The sequence below is a fragment of the Actinocatenispora rupis genome, assembly GCF_016861975.1.
GTDB lineage: Bacteria > Actinomycetota > Actinomycetes > Mycobacteriales > Micromonosporaceae > Actinocatenispora > Actinocatenispora rupis.
This window is the reverse complement of the sequence record NZ_BOMB01000012.1, coordinates 129293-144056: the sequence shown is the minus strand read 5'-3', so window position 1 is coordinate 144056 and position 14764 is coordinate 129293. Positions and strand designations below refer to the sequence as shown.

The window sequence follows — 14764 nt, the reverse complement described above, 5'->3', positions numbered from 1 at the left end:
CGGGATCGTTGCCGTTGAGCCGATCCCCGGGTACTCCCGGGCCGCTCACGGCAGCACCGGGGCGACGCGCCGCCGGCTCGTACGGCGGTGCAGGCGCCAGCCGAGGCCGGCGAGACCGGCCGCGACCTGGAGTACGCCGGCGACGGCGAGGGTGGCGGTCGATCCGGCCAGGCCGATGACGGTGCCGCCGGCGACGAGTCCCACGGACACCGCCCCGTCGTGGACGAACGCCGACGCGGCGAACGCGGTCCGCCGCTCCGCACCCGAGGTACGCGCGCTGATCAGCGCGTCCAGCGCGGCGTTCCCGAACGGGGTGAGGCAGCCGCCGACCGCGGCGACCGCCGCCACCACCGGTACGGACGGGCCGCAGACGGCGAGCGCCGCGAACGTCGACCCGAGCACCACGTACGCGGTGGCGGTGGTCGCGAGCCACGGGAGCCGGTGCAGCAGCCGCGGGCAGACGAGGGCGGCGATCACCGAGGTCACGCCGTACCCGGTCATGCCGGCGGCGATCAGCGCGCCCGGCTGGTGCGACTCGGCCCCGCGTACGGCGAGGCCCAGCGTGAACGCGAACCACACCAGGCCGCCGATCCCGTCCATGGCGACCGCCACCGCGATCGACGGATACCGGCGCAGCACCGCGCGCATCGTCGGCCCGGGCTCGGCCTTCGCGGCTCCGGGGACGTGCCGGACCCGCCCGCGTACGGTCGCGATCAGGATGGCGCCGACGGACACGCCGGCCGCCTCGCACCACAGCAGCGGTACCGGACCCCACGCGGTGACGGCGACGGCGCCGAGGGCGGGGGCGACGATCATCGACGCGCGGTGCGCGAAGTCCTGCCACGCCAGCGCGCGGGCCGCGGCGTACGGGCCGAGCGGCTCGGCGATCTCGGCGAGCAGGCCGCGCTGCGCCGGGCCGGCGAGGGCGCTCGCCGCACCCGACACCAGCCCGGTCGCGGCGAGCGCGGGCCACCGTACCGGACCGGCCAGTGCCGTACCGGGGACGATCAGCAGGCCGAGCACCTGGGCGACGAGTACCAGGGCGACGGCGCGGCCGGACATGAGGCGCTGCCAGCCGCGGCGCGCCCACCACGGCGAGGTGACCAGCGGCAGGCCGGCCATCCCGCCGACCAGGCCGGTGGCCCACGGGGAGTGCGTGGCGGCGAGGGCGACCAGCGGCATCGCCACCGCGGTCATCCGCTGCCCCCACCACACCACGAACGTGGTGGACAACATGATCGCTACGTCTCGTCTGGTACGCACGGGCACCATCGTCGGGCCGTACCGGCGGGGGCGGTAGCCGCGGGAAACGGTGCGCGGCTCATAGAATCGCGTTATGGCCACCCGTCCCGGAGTCGATGACCTGCAGCTGGTCGCGGAGATCGCGCGTACCGGGTCGATCGGCGCCGCCGCCCGCGCGCTGCGGGTCAGCCAGCCCGCCGCCAGCGCCCGGCTGTCCCGGCTGGAACGCGGCGTCGGGACACGCCTGTTCGAGCGGGACACCACCGGCGCGCGACCGACCGCGGCCGGCGCGGAACTGTCCCGGCAGGCCGCGCACATCCTCGGCCACCTCGACCGGGTCTTCGCCGACACGCGGACGGCAGGCGCCGGCCGGCCGCTGGTCGTCGGCACGTTCGCCAGCCTCGCCGCCTCCCTCTTCCCGGTACTCGACGCGCTGCCGGACGTGGCCGTCGACCAGCGCGTCGACCACGGCGACCTGCTCGTCGAATGGGTCGCGGAGGGCACGATGGACGCCGCGTTCGTCGCCATCGCCGACCAGATCGCGCTGCCCCGCGGCCTGCGCGCGCACCCCGTCGGCGCCGACGAGCTGGTGTTCCTCCGCGTCCCCGGCGTCCCCGCGGTACGCGCCGGCCGCCAGCCGTTGCGCGGCCGCCACGTCGTGCTCGCCACGTACGATCTGCGGCTCGCCGAGGTACGGCGACGGCTCGAACGGCTCGGCGCCGACGTACGGCTCGGCGCGACGCTCGCCACCACCCTCGGCATGGCGCGCCGCAGCGGCCACCTCGCCGTCCTGCCCCGCTCCGCCGTCGCGGCCGACCCGCGCCCCGACGAACGGATCGAGCCGCTGCCGTTCCGTACGCCGCTGAAGCTGTCACTGATCACGCCACGCCCCGGCGACCCGCGACTGCTCGCCGCGCTCCCCGACGTACGCGACGCGCTCGGGTTGCGCTGACGTACCCGGAAACGGGGCAGCTGCGCGGTTCCGGCCGCGTCGGGCGCCCTGCCGTGCCATCGTGGGGCATGGCGAATCACACATACCGGGTGTCCGAGATCGTGGGTACGTCGACCGAGTCGATCAACGACGCCATCAACAACGGCATCCGGCGCGCCTCGACCACGCTGCGGCACGTCAGCTGGTTCGAGGTCACCCAGGTACGCGGCCAGATCGAGGACGGCGCGGTCGCCCACTACCAGGTCGGCATGAAGATCGGCTTCCGCATCGAGGACTGACGGCCGGGTCGCACCCGCCGCCGGTCACGTTCCCGCCGCGGTACGCGTGGGTTCCGTACCCGACGGGTGCGGATCGACGGGCGCTGGTTGTGTTGCGGCGCTTGGGTTTGCGGGCGCCGGTCAGACGGGAAAGGCGCCGATCCGCCCGTGTCGCTCCGTTCCGCGCCGGGCCGCGCTGCGCCGCCCCGTGCCGCCCGCCCCGCGCCGCCTCGTGTCGTGCGGCCGCTGGCCCTCGGCCTTGGCCGGTGGTGCTGGTCGCTGGTCATAGGCCGCTGGCACACGGCCGCCGGCCATTGGCGCTGAGCCGTGACACTGTTTCGTTTGGTCGTTGGTCGTTGGTCGTTGGTCGTTGGTCGTTGGTCGTTGGTCGTTGGCCCTGGCCCGTGGTGCTGGTTGCTGGCCGCAGGCGCTGAGCCGCATCGCTGGTCGCTGGTCGTGCCGCGGGGCCGCGGTGACCGTGGGCCCGGCGCGGTGACGCCGGGCCCGGCGTACCGTCGGGCGGTGATCGTGCTGGTCAGGCGGCCAGGAGGGCGGCGACGGCGGTGTGGTCGTGGAAGTCGCGGGACCACTGGATCTTGCCGTCGCGTACCCGCATGACCTGGATGTTGCGGGCCACGGCGGTGCGGTCGCCGGCGGTGAACCGGTAGACCCACTCGCCGACGATCACCTCCGGGTCGGCGGTCTCGTGCACCTCGACGTCCTCGGCGGTGATCTCGATGCTGCGGGTCGCCGGGTTGGCGAAGTGCTCGCGCATGGTGGCGATCCCCTCGTACCTGGCGGGTTCGGGGCGCTGGAAGGGGACCTCGACGACGCAGTCCTCGGCGTACAGCTGCCAGAGGTCGTCGAAGTCGTGGTGGGTGATGCCGTGCAGGAGCCGTTCGAAGACCTGGCGCGGGGTGGCGGGTGCGGACATGGTGAACTCCCGGAGTGCGGAGACTAGAATACGGAGCCGTGACTCCGATTAGAGAATACGGACTGATCACTCCGGTTGTCCAGGGGGTGCCCGCATGACGCCGCGCGCCGACGCCACCCGCAACCGCGCCCGCGTACTCGACTCGGCCCACGCCGTGTTCGCCGAACACGGACTCGGCGCCTCCACCGAACAGATCGCCCGGCACGCCGGAGTCGGCGTCGGCACCGTGTTCCGCCACTTCCCGACCAAGGAAGCCCTGCTCTCCGCCGTACTCGCCGCCCGCCTCGACGCCCTCGCCGACGAAGCCGAAACCCTTGCCGCGCAAGGGGAATCCGGCGACGGGCTCTACCGGCTGATGCGCTCCGCGGTGGCCGCGTCGAGCCTCAAGACGGCGTTCGCCGAGGCGCTCCAACGGGCCGGCGTCGACGTCAGCGACGCCGTCGCCCCCGCCCGCGGGCGCCTCACGAACACCGTCGGTACCCTCCTCGATCAGGCCCAGCGCGCCGGCACCGCCCGCACCGACATCGAGGTACGCCAGGTCTTCGCGCTACTCGTCGCCGCCACCCACGCCGTCACGTACCTCGACGACGATCCGCTGCGCGAACGTACCCTCGACCTCATCCTGTCCGCCCTACGCCCCTGACCAGTTCCCTTACACAGCAACGTTCCCCTGTCGTACTGGGTCGGGACGGTCTCGGTTGCGTTGCCGTGGGGCGCCGCCCTCCGGTCGGGCCGAGCGGGGTCGACGGGGTGCGGCGAAAGCACTGTCGCAACGTTTCGTCCGTGCCCGTGCCCGTGCCTGTGCGTGTGCGTGTGCGTGTGCCTGTGCCCGGGTCCGTGCCCGTACCCGTGCCTGTGTCCGTGTCCGTGGCCGGGGCAGGTGCCGATCGGTCGCCGTGTGGCGGCAGCGATCCCAGCTGGGCATGGTCGCGGCGGTTTGGGTTGCTGCGCAACGTTTTCCGGGAGTCGTAGCCCGGCCGGACGATGGTGTGCGTTGCTGCGCCGTGGTTTCCGGACGAGTGGGCTGGCGACGAGTGGGGTGCAACGTTGCCCGGGATCCGGGGCTGGCGGACGGCAGGATCGCCACCATGATCAACTTCGGCGAGCGCCCGCTCGATTGTTCAACAATTGAACAATGAGACAATTGGACAATCTGCGCTGATGATCGTGTTCGAAGTCCTGGTCATGGTCAGGCAGGGGGCGGTCCGCGTTGCTCCGTCTGTCCGGTCGAGCCAAGGCGCGCGGTCGGTTCAGGACGCGTGTGCGGATGTCGGGAGGTAGCCGACGTCGCCGCCCGCCCTCCGCGCGCCGTCCCGCCCCATGCCGTCCCGCCCCAAGCCGCCCTGCCCCGTGCCGCGCTGCTTCGCTCCGTGCGCCGTTGCCCCGCCTCCCGCGCCGCGCCTCCCGCGCCGCCCGACCCGCCTCACACCGATCCGCCCGTGTCGCGCCGCGCCCCGCCGGCCCGTACCCGATCTGGCGGGGTGGGCCGGCGGGGGCTGGTTGTGTTGCGGCGCTTGGGTTTGCGGTCGCGCGGGGTCAGAGGGGGAAGGCGCCGATCCGCCCGTGGTACTCGTGGCCGAGCTGGTCGGTGTCGCTGCCGACGAGCAGCCCGCCCGGGTACCCGGATCCGGCGGGGTAGGTGACCATGGACTGGACGCCGACGCCGCGGCTGCGGGTGGGGTTCCAGGCCAGGGCCTTGCCGGTGGTGGGGTCGATGGCGCCGATGCCGGGTCGGGAGACGGCGCCGGGGCCGGCGGACTTGTCGCCGTGCGGGTTGTCGAGCCACTGTTCGTGGCCGCCGACGTACACGGCGGCGCCGGTGACGGCGACGGCGAACAGGGAGTTCCCGCCGGTGCGGTTGACCCAGACGGCGTCGTGCGCGCCGGTGCCGCCGGTGTCGAAGCGGGCGGCGGAGTTGCACATGGCCTTGTCGCCGGCCTGGTGCCCGGTGGTCACGACCACGAGGTACGACCCGTCGGGCGCGAAGTCGACGCCGCGCAGGTACGTGTTGTAGCCGGCGTGGCAGTCGGGCACGTACGCGGTGGTGTACCAGTTGCGGGCGGCGCCGCTGGCCGCGGACAGCAGGGCGAGCTGGTTGCGGTCGGCGCCGCCGGCGCGGGTGAACGTGCCGGCGGCGGCGAGGGTGGCGCCGTCGTTGGTGATGGCGAGCTTTTCCAGCCGCAGCCGGCCGGAGCGCTGCTGCGCGAGCCCGGCGTTGAAGTTCGTGTCGAGCGCGCCGCTGGTTCCGGACAGCTTCGCGAGCGCCGGCCGCGCCGTACCGTCGACGCCGGTGAACGAGCCGCCGACGTACAGGGCGCTGCCGTGGACGGCGACGGCCGTGACGTCGCCGCCGTCCACGCCGGGCGACGTGAACGCCGCGATGGGAGTACCGGAGGGGACGGCGAGTTGGGCGATGCCGCGGTGACCGGCGCCGCCGACCGTGCTGAAGTCGCCGCCGGCGTACACGGTGTTGTCGGGGCCGGCGGCGAGCGCGCGGACGGTGCCGTCCGGGGTCGGCGTGAACGACGACGAGATCTCCCCGGTACCGAGCCGGAACGCGAACAGCCCGTGCCGGCTCAGCGTCGTCGACCGGTCGGCGGTGGCGACGCGGGTGAAGTCGCCGCCGACGACGACCTCGGTGCCGACCACGGCGATCGCGTACACGGTGCCGTCGAGGACGTGCGGGGTCCAGCTCGCCGGCCGGTCGGACACGACGCGCGGCTGGGCGCCGGTGGCGGCGGCGGGCGTCGCGGTGAACACGACGGCGAGGACGGTGGCCAGGACGGCGGCCAGCAGGACAAGACAGCGGCGGCGCATCGCGTACCACCCTTCCGTGAAGATGATCACGGTGTCCAACGAGCGGCGAGCGGCGCGGATGCGTACCGTGCGGGCGGTGATACTGCTGGTGGTGACCGTGGTGGCGCTCGCGGCGTGGGTCTGGCTCGCCGTCGCGCGCGGCGGATACTGGCGTACCGACCAGCGGCTGCCCGCCGCGACGCCGCCGGAACGCTGGCCGGACCTCGCCGTCGTCGTACCGGCGCGGGACGAGGCCGCCGTGCTCGCCGCGACCGTGCCGGCGCTCGTGCACCAGGAGTACCCGGGGGTGGCGCGGGTGGTGCTCGTCGACGACGGCTCGACCGACGGGACCGCGGATGTCGCCCGTACGCTGGCCGCCGGTGCGCCGCTGCCGCTCACCGTCGTCGAACCGGGGGAGCCACCGCCCGGCTGGACCGGCAAGCTGTGGGCGCTGCACGCCGGCGTACGCGCGGCGGGTGACGCCGAGCTGTTCCTGTTCACCGACGCGGACATTGCGCACCGGCCCGGCTCGCTGCGCGCCCTGGTCACCGCCGCCGGCAGCCGCGACCTGGTGTCGCAGATGGCGAGGCTGCGCGTCGAGACCGGCTGGGAACGCCTCGTCGTCCCCGCCTTCGTGTACTTCTTCGCCCTGCTCTACCCGTTCCGCTGGGTGAACCGGCCGGGTGCCCGGACCGCCGCCGCGGCCGGTGGCTGCGTCCTCGTCCGGCGCGCCGCGCTCGACGCGGCCGGCGGCATCCCCGCGGTACGCGACGCGGTCATCGACGACGTCGCCCTCGGCCGCGCCGTCAAGCGCGCGGGCGGGCGGATCTGGCTCGGGCTGGGCGATCTGGTGCACAGTGTCCGGCCGTACCCGGGGCTCGGGCCGCTGTGGCGGATGGTGTCCCGCAGCGCCTTCCCGCAACTGCACTACTCGGTACCGCTGCTCGCCGGCACGGTGCTCGGGCTCGCCCTGCTGTTCCTCGTACCGCCGGCCGCGGTGGTCGCCGGGCTCGTCACCGCCTCCACCGCCACCCTCGTACTCGGTGGCGCCGGCTGGTTGCTGTCCGCCGCACTCTTCCTGCCCATGCTGCGGTACTACCGGCAGCCAGCGCCGCTCGCCGTGCTGCTCCCGCTCATCGCCACCCTGTACGGCGCGATGACCGTCGACTCCGCGCTCCAGTACGCCCGGGGCCGGAACGCGGCGTGGAAGGGCCGCACCTACCCGCGTACCTGACGCGGTCGCCGCTGCGGGGCGCGGACGTCAGGGGCGGGTGTCGGCGGCGAGGGCGAGCAGGTCCGGCAGCCAGTCGCCGCCCGGGGCGAGCAGCGCGGCGGCCTCGGCGAGCGGGGCCGCGCGCACCTCCTCGACCGGTTCGGCGTCGTGGTCGGGCACCGTCGGCGGACCCACCAGCCGTACGTCGGCGGCGCACCACAGCCACGCCTTGCGCGGATGCGGCTGGTGCGGCCGGTACGGCTCGGGTTTCGGGTCGTGGCAGTCGTGCGCGCCGAGGATCCGCACCGGTCCGGCCAGCTCGGCGCCCGCCTCCTCGACCAGCTCGCGCGCCAGGCACGCGTCGACCGTCTCACCGGCCTCCCGGGTACCGCCGGGCAGGAACCAGTGGCCCGGCGCGTCCCGGCAGATCACCACGTCCGCGCCGACGAACCCGACGAGGTGCACGTTCGTGACCAGCTCGTCGGGCATCGGCGTGACCGTGAACGCGGCGTCGATACCGCCCCACGCCCAGTGCGTCGGCGCGAACAGCCGCGGGTACCGCCCGGCCAGCGCCGTCACGACGCGGCGACGGTCAGCGTCGTCCAGGCACCCACGTGTACCCGGTCGCCGTCGTGCAGCGGCACCGGTACGTTCGCCTCGATCGGGTCGGCGCCGTCGTTGAGGTACGTGCCGTTCGCCGAGTCGAGGTCGACCACCGACCAGCCGTCCTCGCCGGCGACCAGCAGCGCGTGCGAGTGCGACACGCCCGGGTCCTCCGGCGGTCCGGACAGGTCGATCTGCGGATCGATCCCGCGGGACCGGCTGTGCCGCCCGATCAGCACCTGGCCGCCGGTGAGCCGGAACCGCCGCTCCGGGAAGAACTGCGGGAAGACCATCGCGTCGGCGTCCGGCCCGCCCATCGACAGCACCCGCTTGTGGTACTCGTGGTCCGCGGTCACCGCGACCTGCCACCCGGTACCCGCCGCGGGCGTGGCCGCCGCCTCGTCGCTGCCCGTACCCGGGTCGGGGTCGGATCCCGCGTCGTCCGGGTCGGGCCCAGCGGACTCGGGCTCGGGGCCGTCGGGCCCCGGCGTACCGGTGGCCTCGTCGGCGGGGTCCACTGTGGACGGTCCGCCGCCGAGGTCGGCGGCGACGAAGTCGTACCCGTCGACCTCGCAGAACCGGCCGGTCCGCGCCGTCCCGCACTGCGGGCAGGTCTGTGGCCCGCCGCCGGCCGGGGCGGCCGGCTCCGGCACGGGCGTCGCGGCCGGCGCCGCGGCACCGCCGATCGGGGCGCCGCAGTCGTCGCAGTAGTCCGCGGCGGTGGACGTGTGTCCCTTCGGACAGATGGGCATCTCGCTCAAACCCCTCTCGCGCGCCGTCAGGACTTCTTGACGCGGATCGTCTTGACCGACCGTACGTTGGTCAGCTCGGCGTCCACGTTCGACGCGTCGCGCCGCAGCCGGACCGTACCGGTGGGGGCGTCGACGACGTCGACCACCCGGTTCAGCAGCTTGGCGGTCTGCTCGTGCCCGGACTCGGTGGCGAGCTGCACCGCGCGGCCCAGCTTCGCCGTCGCCGTGTCCTCGTCGCCGGCCTCGCGCGCCGCCAGACCCTCCTGGATCGCCGACGCCAGCTCGGCCTGCCCGGTGTAGTGCGCGACCCGGTCGTTGATCTGCGTGGACAGCGCCTCGTCGTCGGTCCAGTTGGCCAGCACCAGCGACTGGGTCAGTACCGTGTCGCCGTCGACCAGGCTGACCCGCGCGGCCAGCAGCTCCTCGCCGACCGAACCCTGCGCCACCTGTACCGAGACGTGGTAGTCGCGGCTCTCCGCACCCCACGACCCCGTCGGGTACTCGCCGATCCGCGGGCTGACGTCCACCCGGCGCGCGGTCAGGTCCTCGACCTGCGGGTACACCTGCTTGACGAAGCGGATGGTGGACGAGGCCGGGGTCCACAGCCGGAGCCGTACGTCCGCGACGGCCTTGCCCATCGCCGACTCGGTCATCGACCGGAACGCGGCCGGCAGCTCTGCCGGATCCTCCAACCCGTCCGCCGTACCGAGCAGGCCGGAGGCGACGGCGCGCAGCTCGTCGGCCACCCAGTCGCCGCCGACGCCCCGGCTGTCGCAGGTGAACTTCCCCTCGCAGGTACGCAGCACCTGCATCAGGGTCTCGTGGCTCTCGTGCTGGTTACGCCCGTCGGTCAGCATGATCGCGTGCTTGACCTGCGCGTCCACCCCGGCGAACAGCCGGTTGGCCAGGCTCAGCCAGGAGCCGATCGCGGTGCCGCCCTCCGGCGTGAGCCGGCCGACCGCCTGCTTCGCCGCCGCCCGCGTCTCCGGGGACGCGGCCACCATCCCGTTGCCCGGGAACACCTGGGTGGCCATGCTGCGGCCGGCGACCACCGCGAACAGCACCCCGTCGCGCAGGGTGTCGATCGCGACGCCGGTCGCCTTGATCGCCTCCGTCATGCGGCTGCGCGGGTATCCCATCGACCCCGAGCAGTCGATCATGATGACCTCGGCGGCACTCGGCGCACCACCCGCCGGTACGGCGCCGGTCCCGTCGCCGGTCGCGGTCACGGTGACCATGGCGTCCACGGTGGTGGCGCCGGCCGCGAGGTACTGGTTCTGGTAGACGTCGGCGGTGAACGCGGGCTGCGTCATCTGCGGTCCCCTCGATCTCGGTGGGTCAGCGCGGCTCGGCCGGGCGCGCGTCGGGCTGCGGGGTCGTACCGGACTGCGCCGGCGGGTACGGCACGACGACGACGGTGATGTTGTCGACGCCGCCGGCGTCCAGCGCGAGCTTCGTCAGGTGGTGCGCCACCGGCAGCGGCGCGCCGGGCGGGGTCGACGCGGCCAGCTCCGCCGGCGCCGACCGGTACCGGGAGAGGCCGTCGCTGCACACGATCAGGCGGCCCGGCGTCTCCGGCGCGATCGTCACGACCTTCGGCGGGCCGTCGTCGGCGTCCACGCCCAGCCAGCGGACGAGCGCCCCGGCGTGCGGCGCCGCGTACGCGTCCGCCGGCGGGGTGCCCGCCGCGATCAGCTCGTTGGCCAGCGAGTCGTCGGTGGTGAGGCACACCGGGGCCGCCCCGTACGGCAGCCAGTAGGCGCGGCTGTCACCGATCCAGCCGACGGTCACCGTCCCCGCGGTCACCACGGCCGCCACGTACGTGCAGCTCGGCGGGTTGCCGGTCTCCGGGCCGGCCGCGGCGGCGACGGCGACCCGGGCGGCCTCGGCGGACAGCTCGATCGCCTTCTGCGCGCCCGCCCCGTCCCGTACCGCGTCGCGCAGCACCGGCAGCGCGGCGTCCACCGCGGCGTGCGAGGCGGCGTCACCGCGCGACGACGACGACACCCCGTCGCACACCACCGCGAGCGCCGTGCCCGGCAGTACGCCGAGGGCCATGGCGTCCTCGTTGCGCTGGTGCCGGTGGCCGATGTCGCTCACCCCGGCCAGCAGACCCAGGTCGTACGCCGAGCGGTCCGGGCCGGTGGGGCCGCGCTGGCCGCAGCCCTCGCAGTACCCCTCGGGGCTGAACGCGGTGCCGCCGCAGGCCGGGCACTCCTCCGGCGGCGCGGTCGAGGACACCCAGTCGGTGCCGCGCCGGGCGGGCGGCGCGTCGTCGCGCAGGGCGGCGCCGCACGCCTCGCAGAACCGGAACGAGGACAGCGCCGGCGCGCCGCAGCGCGGGCAGTCGACCGTACGCACGGTCGCCGGGTTGGTGGGCACGTCAGTACTCCTAGACGAGGGGCCGGAGACCGGCGCGGAACCCGGTCGGCAGTGGCGGGGGAGGGGTGGTCGGGCGGATGTCCGGCAGGGGTCCTCGCAGCGGGTGGTCGGGGGTGGTCGGCACGTCGCTCTCCTATACCAGGGTGCGCGGTCGCACCGCGTTGGCGCGATCGACCAGCGCGTAGCGGGCGAACGCGTCACGTTCCTGCGTGGCCAGGGCACGGTAGCCGGTCTCCAGCCCGAGCCGCAGCTCGCGCTCGGTGAGCTGGCGGCCGAGCAGCCGGCCCGTACCGGTCCGCGGCGGCGCGCCGGTCGCCCCGCGCGCCTCCAGCGGTACGCCGAGCCAGCGCAGCGCGGCGGTGAACAGTTCCACCGACAGGTGCGCGTGCCGGCCCGGGTCGAGGCGCAGCCGCTCCAGCCGGGTCGAGGCGTCCACCAGGTCGGCCTCGGACACCGCGCCGGCGTCGCCGATCCGGGCCCGCACGGCCGCGATCTGCGCCGGTACGTGCTGGCTCGACGAGTCGGGCACCTCGTCGAGTACGCCGATCGCGCCGGCCCGGTCGTGCCGCGCGAGCAGCAGCCGGGCCAGCCCGAACGCGGTGCTCACGTACCCGTGGTCGACGCGCCAGACCCGCGCGTACCGGGCGATGGCGAGGTCGGCGTTCCCGGCCAGTTCGGCCGCGACACCCTCCGCGAGCTGCGCGGCCGGCTCACCCGGCAGCGCCTCCGCCACCGACGCGAACGCCGCCAGCGCCTCCTGCGGCCGGCCCGCGACCAGACCGATCAGCCCGCTGTGCCAGCCGTGCCGCCAGTCCGCGTCGGCCGGCGCGAGAGTGCCCAGCTCGGTGTGCGCCTCCGCCGCGTCACCCGCCTCCGCCAGCGCCCGGACCAGCCGGTACGTCACCTCCGCGGTACGGTTCGGCGCGGCGCGCAGGGTGGCCACGACCTCGGCCGGGTTCGCCGCGCTCAACGTGGCGAGGAAGCCGGCCGCCGGGTCGGTCGGGTCGACCAGCGGCAGCGGCAGCGCGGTCACCACCTCGCGCGGCGACAGGGTGCGCCCGTCGTCCGGCACCGCACCCGCCGCCGTCCCGAACGCCCGCCGCTCGGCGGTGAACAGTGCCGACATCGACGGCCGCGGCACCCCGTCGGCCGCCGACAGTACCTCGCGCAGCACGCCGAGCACTTGGTCGGCCATCTCGCTCGCGGATGCGAAGCGCCGCAACGGATCCGGGTGCGTCACCCGCGTCAACAGCCGGTGGTACGAGGGCTCCCGGACGAACAGGTCCACGTCCGCCGGCGCCGGCATCGAGTCCGCGTACTTCGACGAGAAGCCGGTGAACTGGAAGCTCAGCACCGCCATCGCCCGACCCACCGTGTACAGGTCGGACTCGATCGACGGGCCGCGGGTCGCCACGTCCGCCGCCTGGTAGCCGGGGGTGCCGTAGATCGCGCCGGTCTGGTCGTCGATCCGGCGCACCGCGCCCAGGTCGATCAGCTTGAGCTGCTCCTCGGCCTGGATCACGTTGTCCGGCTTGAAGTCGCAGAACACCAGCCCGCGGTCGTGCAGGTAGCCCATCGCCGGCAGCACCTCCAGCGCGTACGCCAGGACCTGCGGCAGCGGCAGCGGCTCGCGCTGCCCGGTCGGCCCGCGGTGCGCCAGCGCCAAATCCTTCAGCGACTGTCCCCCCACGTACTCCATGACGATGTAGCCGACCAGCTCGCCGGTCTTCGGGTCCGGATGCCGGGCGAAGTCGTGGATCTTCACGATGTTCGGGTGGTCGACCTCGACCAGGAACCGGCGCTCCGCCATCGCCGACTCCATCGCGTGCGGGTCGCCGGTGTTGATCAGGCCCTTCAACACCACCCAGCGGTCCGCGCCGCCCTCGCTGACGTGCCGGTCCCGGGCCAGGTAGATCCACCCCAGCCCGCCGTACGCCAGGCAGCCGAGGATCTCGTACCGCCCGTCGACGAGGTCGCCGGTCGCCAGCCGCGGCACGAACGAGAACTGCGTCCCGCAGTGCGGGCAGAACCCCTCCGGCCGGCCCGGCTGCCCGTCCCGCCCGCGCCCCACCGGCTCGTCGCACTTCCCGCAGTACCGCCGGGGCTCCGGTACCTGCGGGTCGCTCATCACCGCGGTCGTCGGGTTGCGCAGCGGCACCGGCGGCACGTCCACCAGCCCGGCGCCGAGCCGACCCCGCGCCGACGCCCGGCTCCGCGTACTCCGGGTGCCGGTCAGGCCGGACGCCGTGCCACCCAACCCCGCCCCGGTACGCCCGGAGAACCCGGCGGTCATCGGCCCCGTCGCCACGCTCACCGGTCCGGCGGCCGGCACCGCGGGCGCCTTGTGCCCGCACTGGTCGCAGTAGCCGTCCGCGTCGTACCGCCCCGGGCAGCCGCCGCGCTGGCAGGGTGTTCCGGTCATGTGGCCTCCCTCGGTGCGGACAGCGCCTGCTGGTACGCGAAGACCGCGCGTGTCGCGGCCGGCAGGTCGCACGGCGCGGTGTAGAGCAGTGTCTGCGCGGCGGTGTGACGCCGGGCCAGGTCGGTGTCCTCCAGCAACCCCAGCCGCGCCGCCTTCGCCCGGTACGCGTCGAGCCGGCCGCGCAGCTCGTCCCGCCGGGCGAGCAGCCCGTCGGCCGCCGCCCGCAACTCCGCCGCCCGGGTACGCGCCTCGGTGATGTCGCGCTCCAGCCCGCGCGCCGCCGCGCCGAGCCGGCGCCAGGACCGGGTCGCGTGCAACCGGTCCAGCTCGTCGAAGCGGGATCCCAGCGGCCCCGCCGACGCCGGCGCCGCGGGCAGCCCCGGGTCCGCGATCTTCTCCGCGACCACCCGGTACGCCCCGCCCGCCGCCGTCTCCGCCTCGGCCACGGTCGCCAGCAGGTCGGTCAACCGGGCCCGTTCCGCCGGGTACCCCGCGCGCAGCGCGTCCAGCTGTTCCACCGCGGCCCGTACCGAGTGGAGTTCCGTGCGCAGCGCGGTGATCCGGTCGGTGACCGACGCCGGTGGGGTGCCGTCCGGTGCGGCGCCGAGCGGGTCGGACAGGATCTCGTCGCGCAGCGCCTCGTACGCCGCGGCCGGGCCGGCGACCAGCCCCGGCTCGCCCAGATCGGTTGCGGTGGAACGGATCCGGCCCAGTTCGTCGGACAGCGGGGCGAGCGCGGTGGCCAGCGCGGCGGCCGCGGCGTCCACTGTGGACAGCTCGGCCAGCAGCGCGTCCGCCTCGGTGGTGAGCCGGGGCAGCATGTCGACCAGGCAGACCCGCTCGTGCACCGGCCGCCCCGTACCGTCGGCGGGCAGGCCGTCGGCGTCCAGCGGGATGACCGGTTCGCGCAGCAGCGCGGTCAGCTCCACCAGGTCGTCGTCGCCGAGCCGGCCGCGCCGTCCGCGCACCCCGCGGGCCGCCTCCAGCAGGTCACCGACCGCGCTGAAATGGGCCCACAGCACGGTGATCCGCGGTTCGAGCGCGTCCCGGCGGCGCCGGGTCACGCCGGTCACCGTGCCGCCGCGGAGCAGCAGTACGGCCGGGTGGGCGTCGATCGCGTACATCGTGCCGGCGAGCCTGTCGTACGCGGTGCCCGCGTCGGCGAGCAGCTGGTCGGCCCTCTCGCGCGGGATGGGCTGAACGGGCACGGC

At 74.8% G+C, this 14764-nt stretch carries 13 protein-coding genes; 4 read left to right on the top strand and 9 right to left on the bottom strand.

Translation table 11 applies throughout. From position 1 onward, the window contains the following. Positions 1–45: 45 nt before the first annotated feature. Entirely contained in the window at positions 46–1263 is a 1218-nt protein-coding gene (locus tag Aru02nite_RS11035) for an MFS transporter (RefSeq protein WP_239076607.1), read from the bottom strand. A gap of 73 nt (positions 1264–1336) precedes the next feature. Here Aru02nite_RS11035 and Aru02nite_RS11030 point away from each other — a divergent pair, with 73 nt between their 5' ends. Together Aru02nite_RS11030 and Aru02nite_RS11025 are read left to right on the top strand one after the other, a co-directional pair. Next, positions 1337–2194 (top strand): LysR family transcriptional regulator, encoded by an 858-nt coding sequence (locus Aru02nite_RS11030; protein ID WP_203657341.1) that lies wholly within the window; start codon positions 1337–1339, stop codon positions 2192–2194. A 68-nt stretch (positions 2195–2262) separates the two neighbouring features. Beyond that, entirely contained in the window at positions 2263–2472 is a 210-nt protein-coding gene (locus tag Aru02nite_RS11025; RefSeq protein WP_203657340.1) for a dodecin, read from the top strand. A gap of 514 nt (positions 2473–2986) precedes the next feature. On the opposite strand, the gene Aru02nite_RS11020 is transcribed toward Aru02nite_RS11025, so the two are convergent. Further along, entirely contained in the window at positions 2987–3385 is a 399-nt protein-coding gene (locus Aru02nite_RS11020; protein ID WP_203657339.1) for a nuclear transport factor 2 family protein, read from the bottom strand. 94 nt (positions 3386–3479) lie between these two features. On the opposite strand from Aru02nite_RS11020, the gene Aru02nite_RS11015 reads away from it, so the two are divergent. Beyond that, complete coding sequence (locus Aru02nite_RS11015) at positions 3480–4028, top strand: TetR/AcrR family transcriptional regulator (protein WP_203657338.1); 549 nt, start codon at positions 3480–3482, stop codon at positions 4026–4028. 893 nt (positions 4029–4921) lie between these two features. Here the strand turns inward: Aru02nite_RS11015 and Aru02nite_RS11010 are convergent. Next, a complete protein-coding gene (locus Aru02nite_RS11010; protein WP_203657337.1) occupies positions 4922–6202 on the bottom strand; it encodes a PKD domain containing protein in 1281 nt (426 codons plus the stop codon). 22 nt (positions 6203–6224) lie between these two features. Between Aru02nite_RS11010 and Aru02nite_RS11005 the strand changes: the two genes are divergently transcribed. Continuing rightward, a complete protein-coding gene (locus Aru02nite_RS11005) occupies positions 6225–7415 on the top strand; it encodes a glycosyltransferase (RefSeq protein ID WP_239076627.1) in 1191 nt (396 codons plus the stop codon). 27 nt (positions 7416–7442) lie between these two features. On the opposite strand, the gene Aru02nite_RS11000 is transcribed toward Aru02nite_RS11005, so the two are convergent. From Aru02nite_RS11000 to Aru02nite_RS10975, 6 genes are all read right to left on the bottom strand, one after another. Further along, positions 7443–7973, bottom strand: a complete 531-nt coding sequence (locus Aru02nite_RS11000; protein WP_275408613.1) for an NUDIX domain-containing protein — start codon at positions 7971–7973, stop codon at positions 7443–7445. Continuing rightward, positions 7970–8749 carry an FHA domain-containing protein gene (locus tag Aru02nite_RS10995; RefSeq protein ID WP_203657336.1) on the bottom strand — a complete coding sequence of 260 codons (780 nt, stop codon included), beginning with the start codon at positions 8747–8749 and terminating at the stop codon, positions 7970–7972. The genes Aru02nite_RS11000 and Aru02nite_RS10995 overlap by 4 nt, the downstream gene beginning before the upstream one ends. Positions 8750–8775: 26 nt before the next feature. Continuing rightward, the gene (locus Aru02nite_RS10990) at positions 8776–10062 is read right to left on the bottom strand and encodes a VWA domain-containing protein (protein ID WP_203657335.1); all 1287 of its coding nucleotides are present in this window, start codon (positions 10060–10062) and stop codon (positions 8776–8778) included. 25 nt (positions 10063–10087) lie between these two features. After that, positions 10088–11131 (bottom strand): PP2C family protein-serine/threonine phosphatase, encoded by a 1044-nt coding sequence (locus tag Aru02nite_RS10985; protein ID WP_203657334.1) that lies wholly within the window; start codon positions 11129–11131, stop codon positions 10088–10090. A 133-nt stretch (positions 11132–11264) separates the two neighbouring features. Beyond that, positions 11265–13553, bottom strand: a complete 2289-nt coding sequence (locus tag Aru02nite_RS10980; RefSeq protein WP_239076606.1) for a serine/threonine-protein kinase — start codon at positions 13551–13553, stop codon at positions 11265–11267. Further along, on the bottom strand, positions 13550–14761 hold the full coding sequence (locus tag Aru02nite_RS10975) for a hypothetical protein (RefSeq protein ID WP_203657333.1): 1212 nt from the start codon (positions 14759–14761) through the stop codon (positions 13550–13552). Before Aru02nite_RS10975 ends, Aru02nite_RS10980 begins: the two co-directional genes overlap by 4 nt. Positions 14762–14764 lie beyond the last annotated feature (3 nt).

Coding starts and splice junctions, on each gene's coding strand:
- Aru02nite_RS10980 (WP_239076606.1), bottom strand. CDS start 13,553: ATGACCGGAACACCCTGCCAGCGCGGCGGCTGCCCGGGGCGGTACGAC.
- Aru02nite_RS11030 (WP_203657341.1), top strand. CDS start 1,337: ATGGCCACCCGTCCCGGAGTCGATGACCTGCAGCTGGTCGCGGAGATC.
- Aru02nite_RS11010 (WP_203657337.1), bottom strand. CDS start 6,202: ATGCGCCGCCGCTGTCTTGTCCTGCTGGCCGCCGTCCTGGCCACCGTC.
- Aru02nite_RS11005 (WP_239076627.1), top strand. CDS start 6,225: ATGATCACGGTGTCCAACGAGCGGCGAGCGGCGCGGATGCGTACCGTG.
- Aru02nite_RS10995 (WP_203657336.1), bottom strand. CDS start 8,749: ATGCCCATCTGTCCGAAGGGACACACGTCCACCGCCGCGGACTACTGC.
- Aru02nite_RS10990 (WP_203657335.1), bottom strand. CDS start 10,062: ATGACGCAGCCCGCGTTCACCGCCGACGTCTACCAGAACCAGTACCTC.
- Aru02nite_RS11025 (WP_203657340.1), top strand. CDS start 2,263: ATGGCGAATCACACATACCGGGTGTCCGAGATCGTGGGTACGTCGACC.
- Aru02nite_RS11015 (WP_203657338.1), top strand. CDS start 3,480: ATGACGCCGCGCGCCGACGCCACCCGCAACCGCGCCCGCGTACTCGAC.
- Aru02nite_RS11020 (WP_203657339.1), bottom strand. CDS start 3,385: ATGTCCGCACCCGCCACCCCGCGCCAGGTCTTCGAACGGCTCCTGCAC.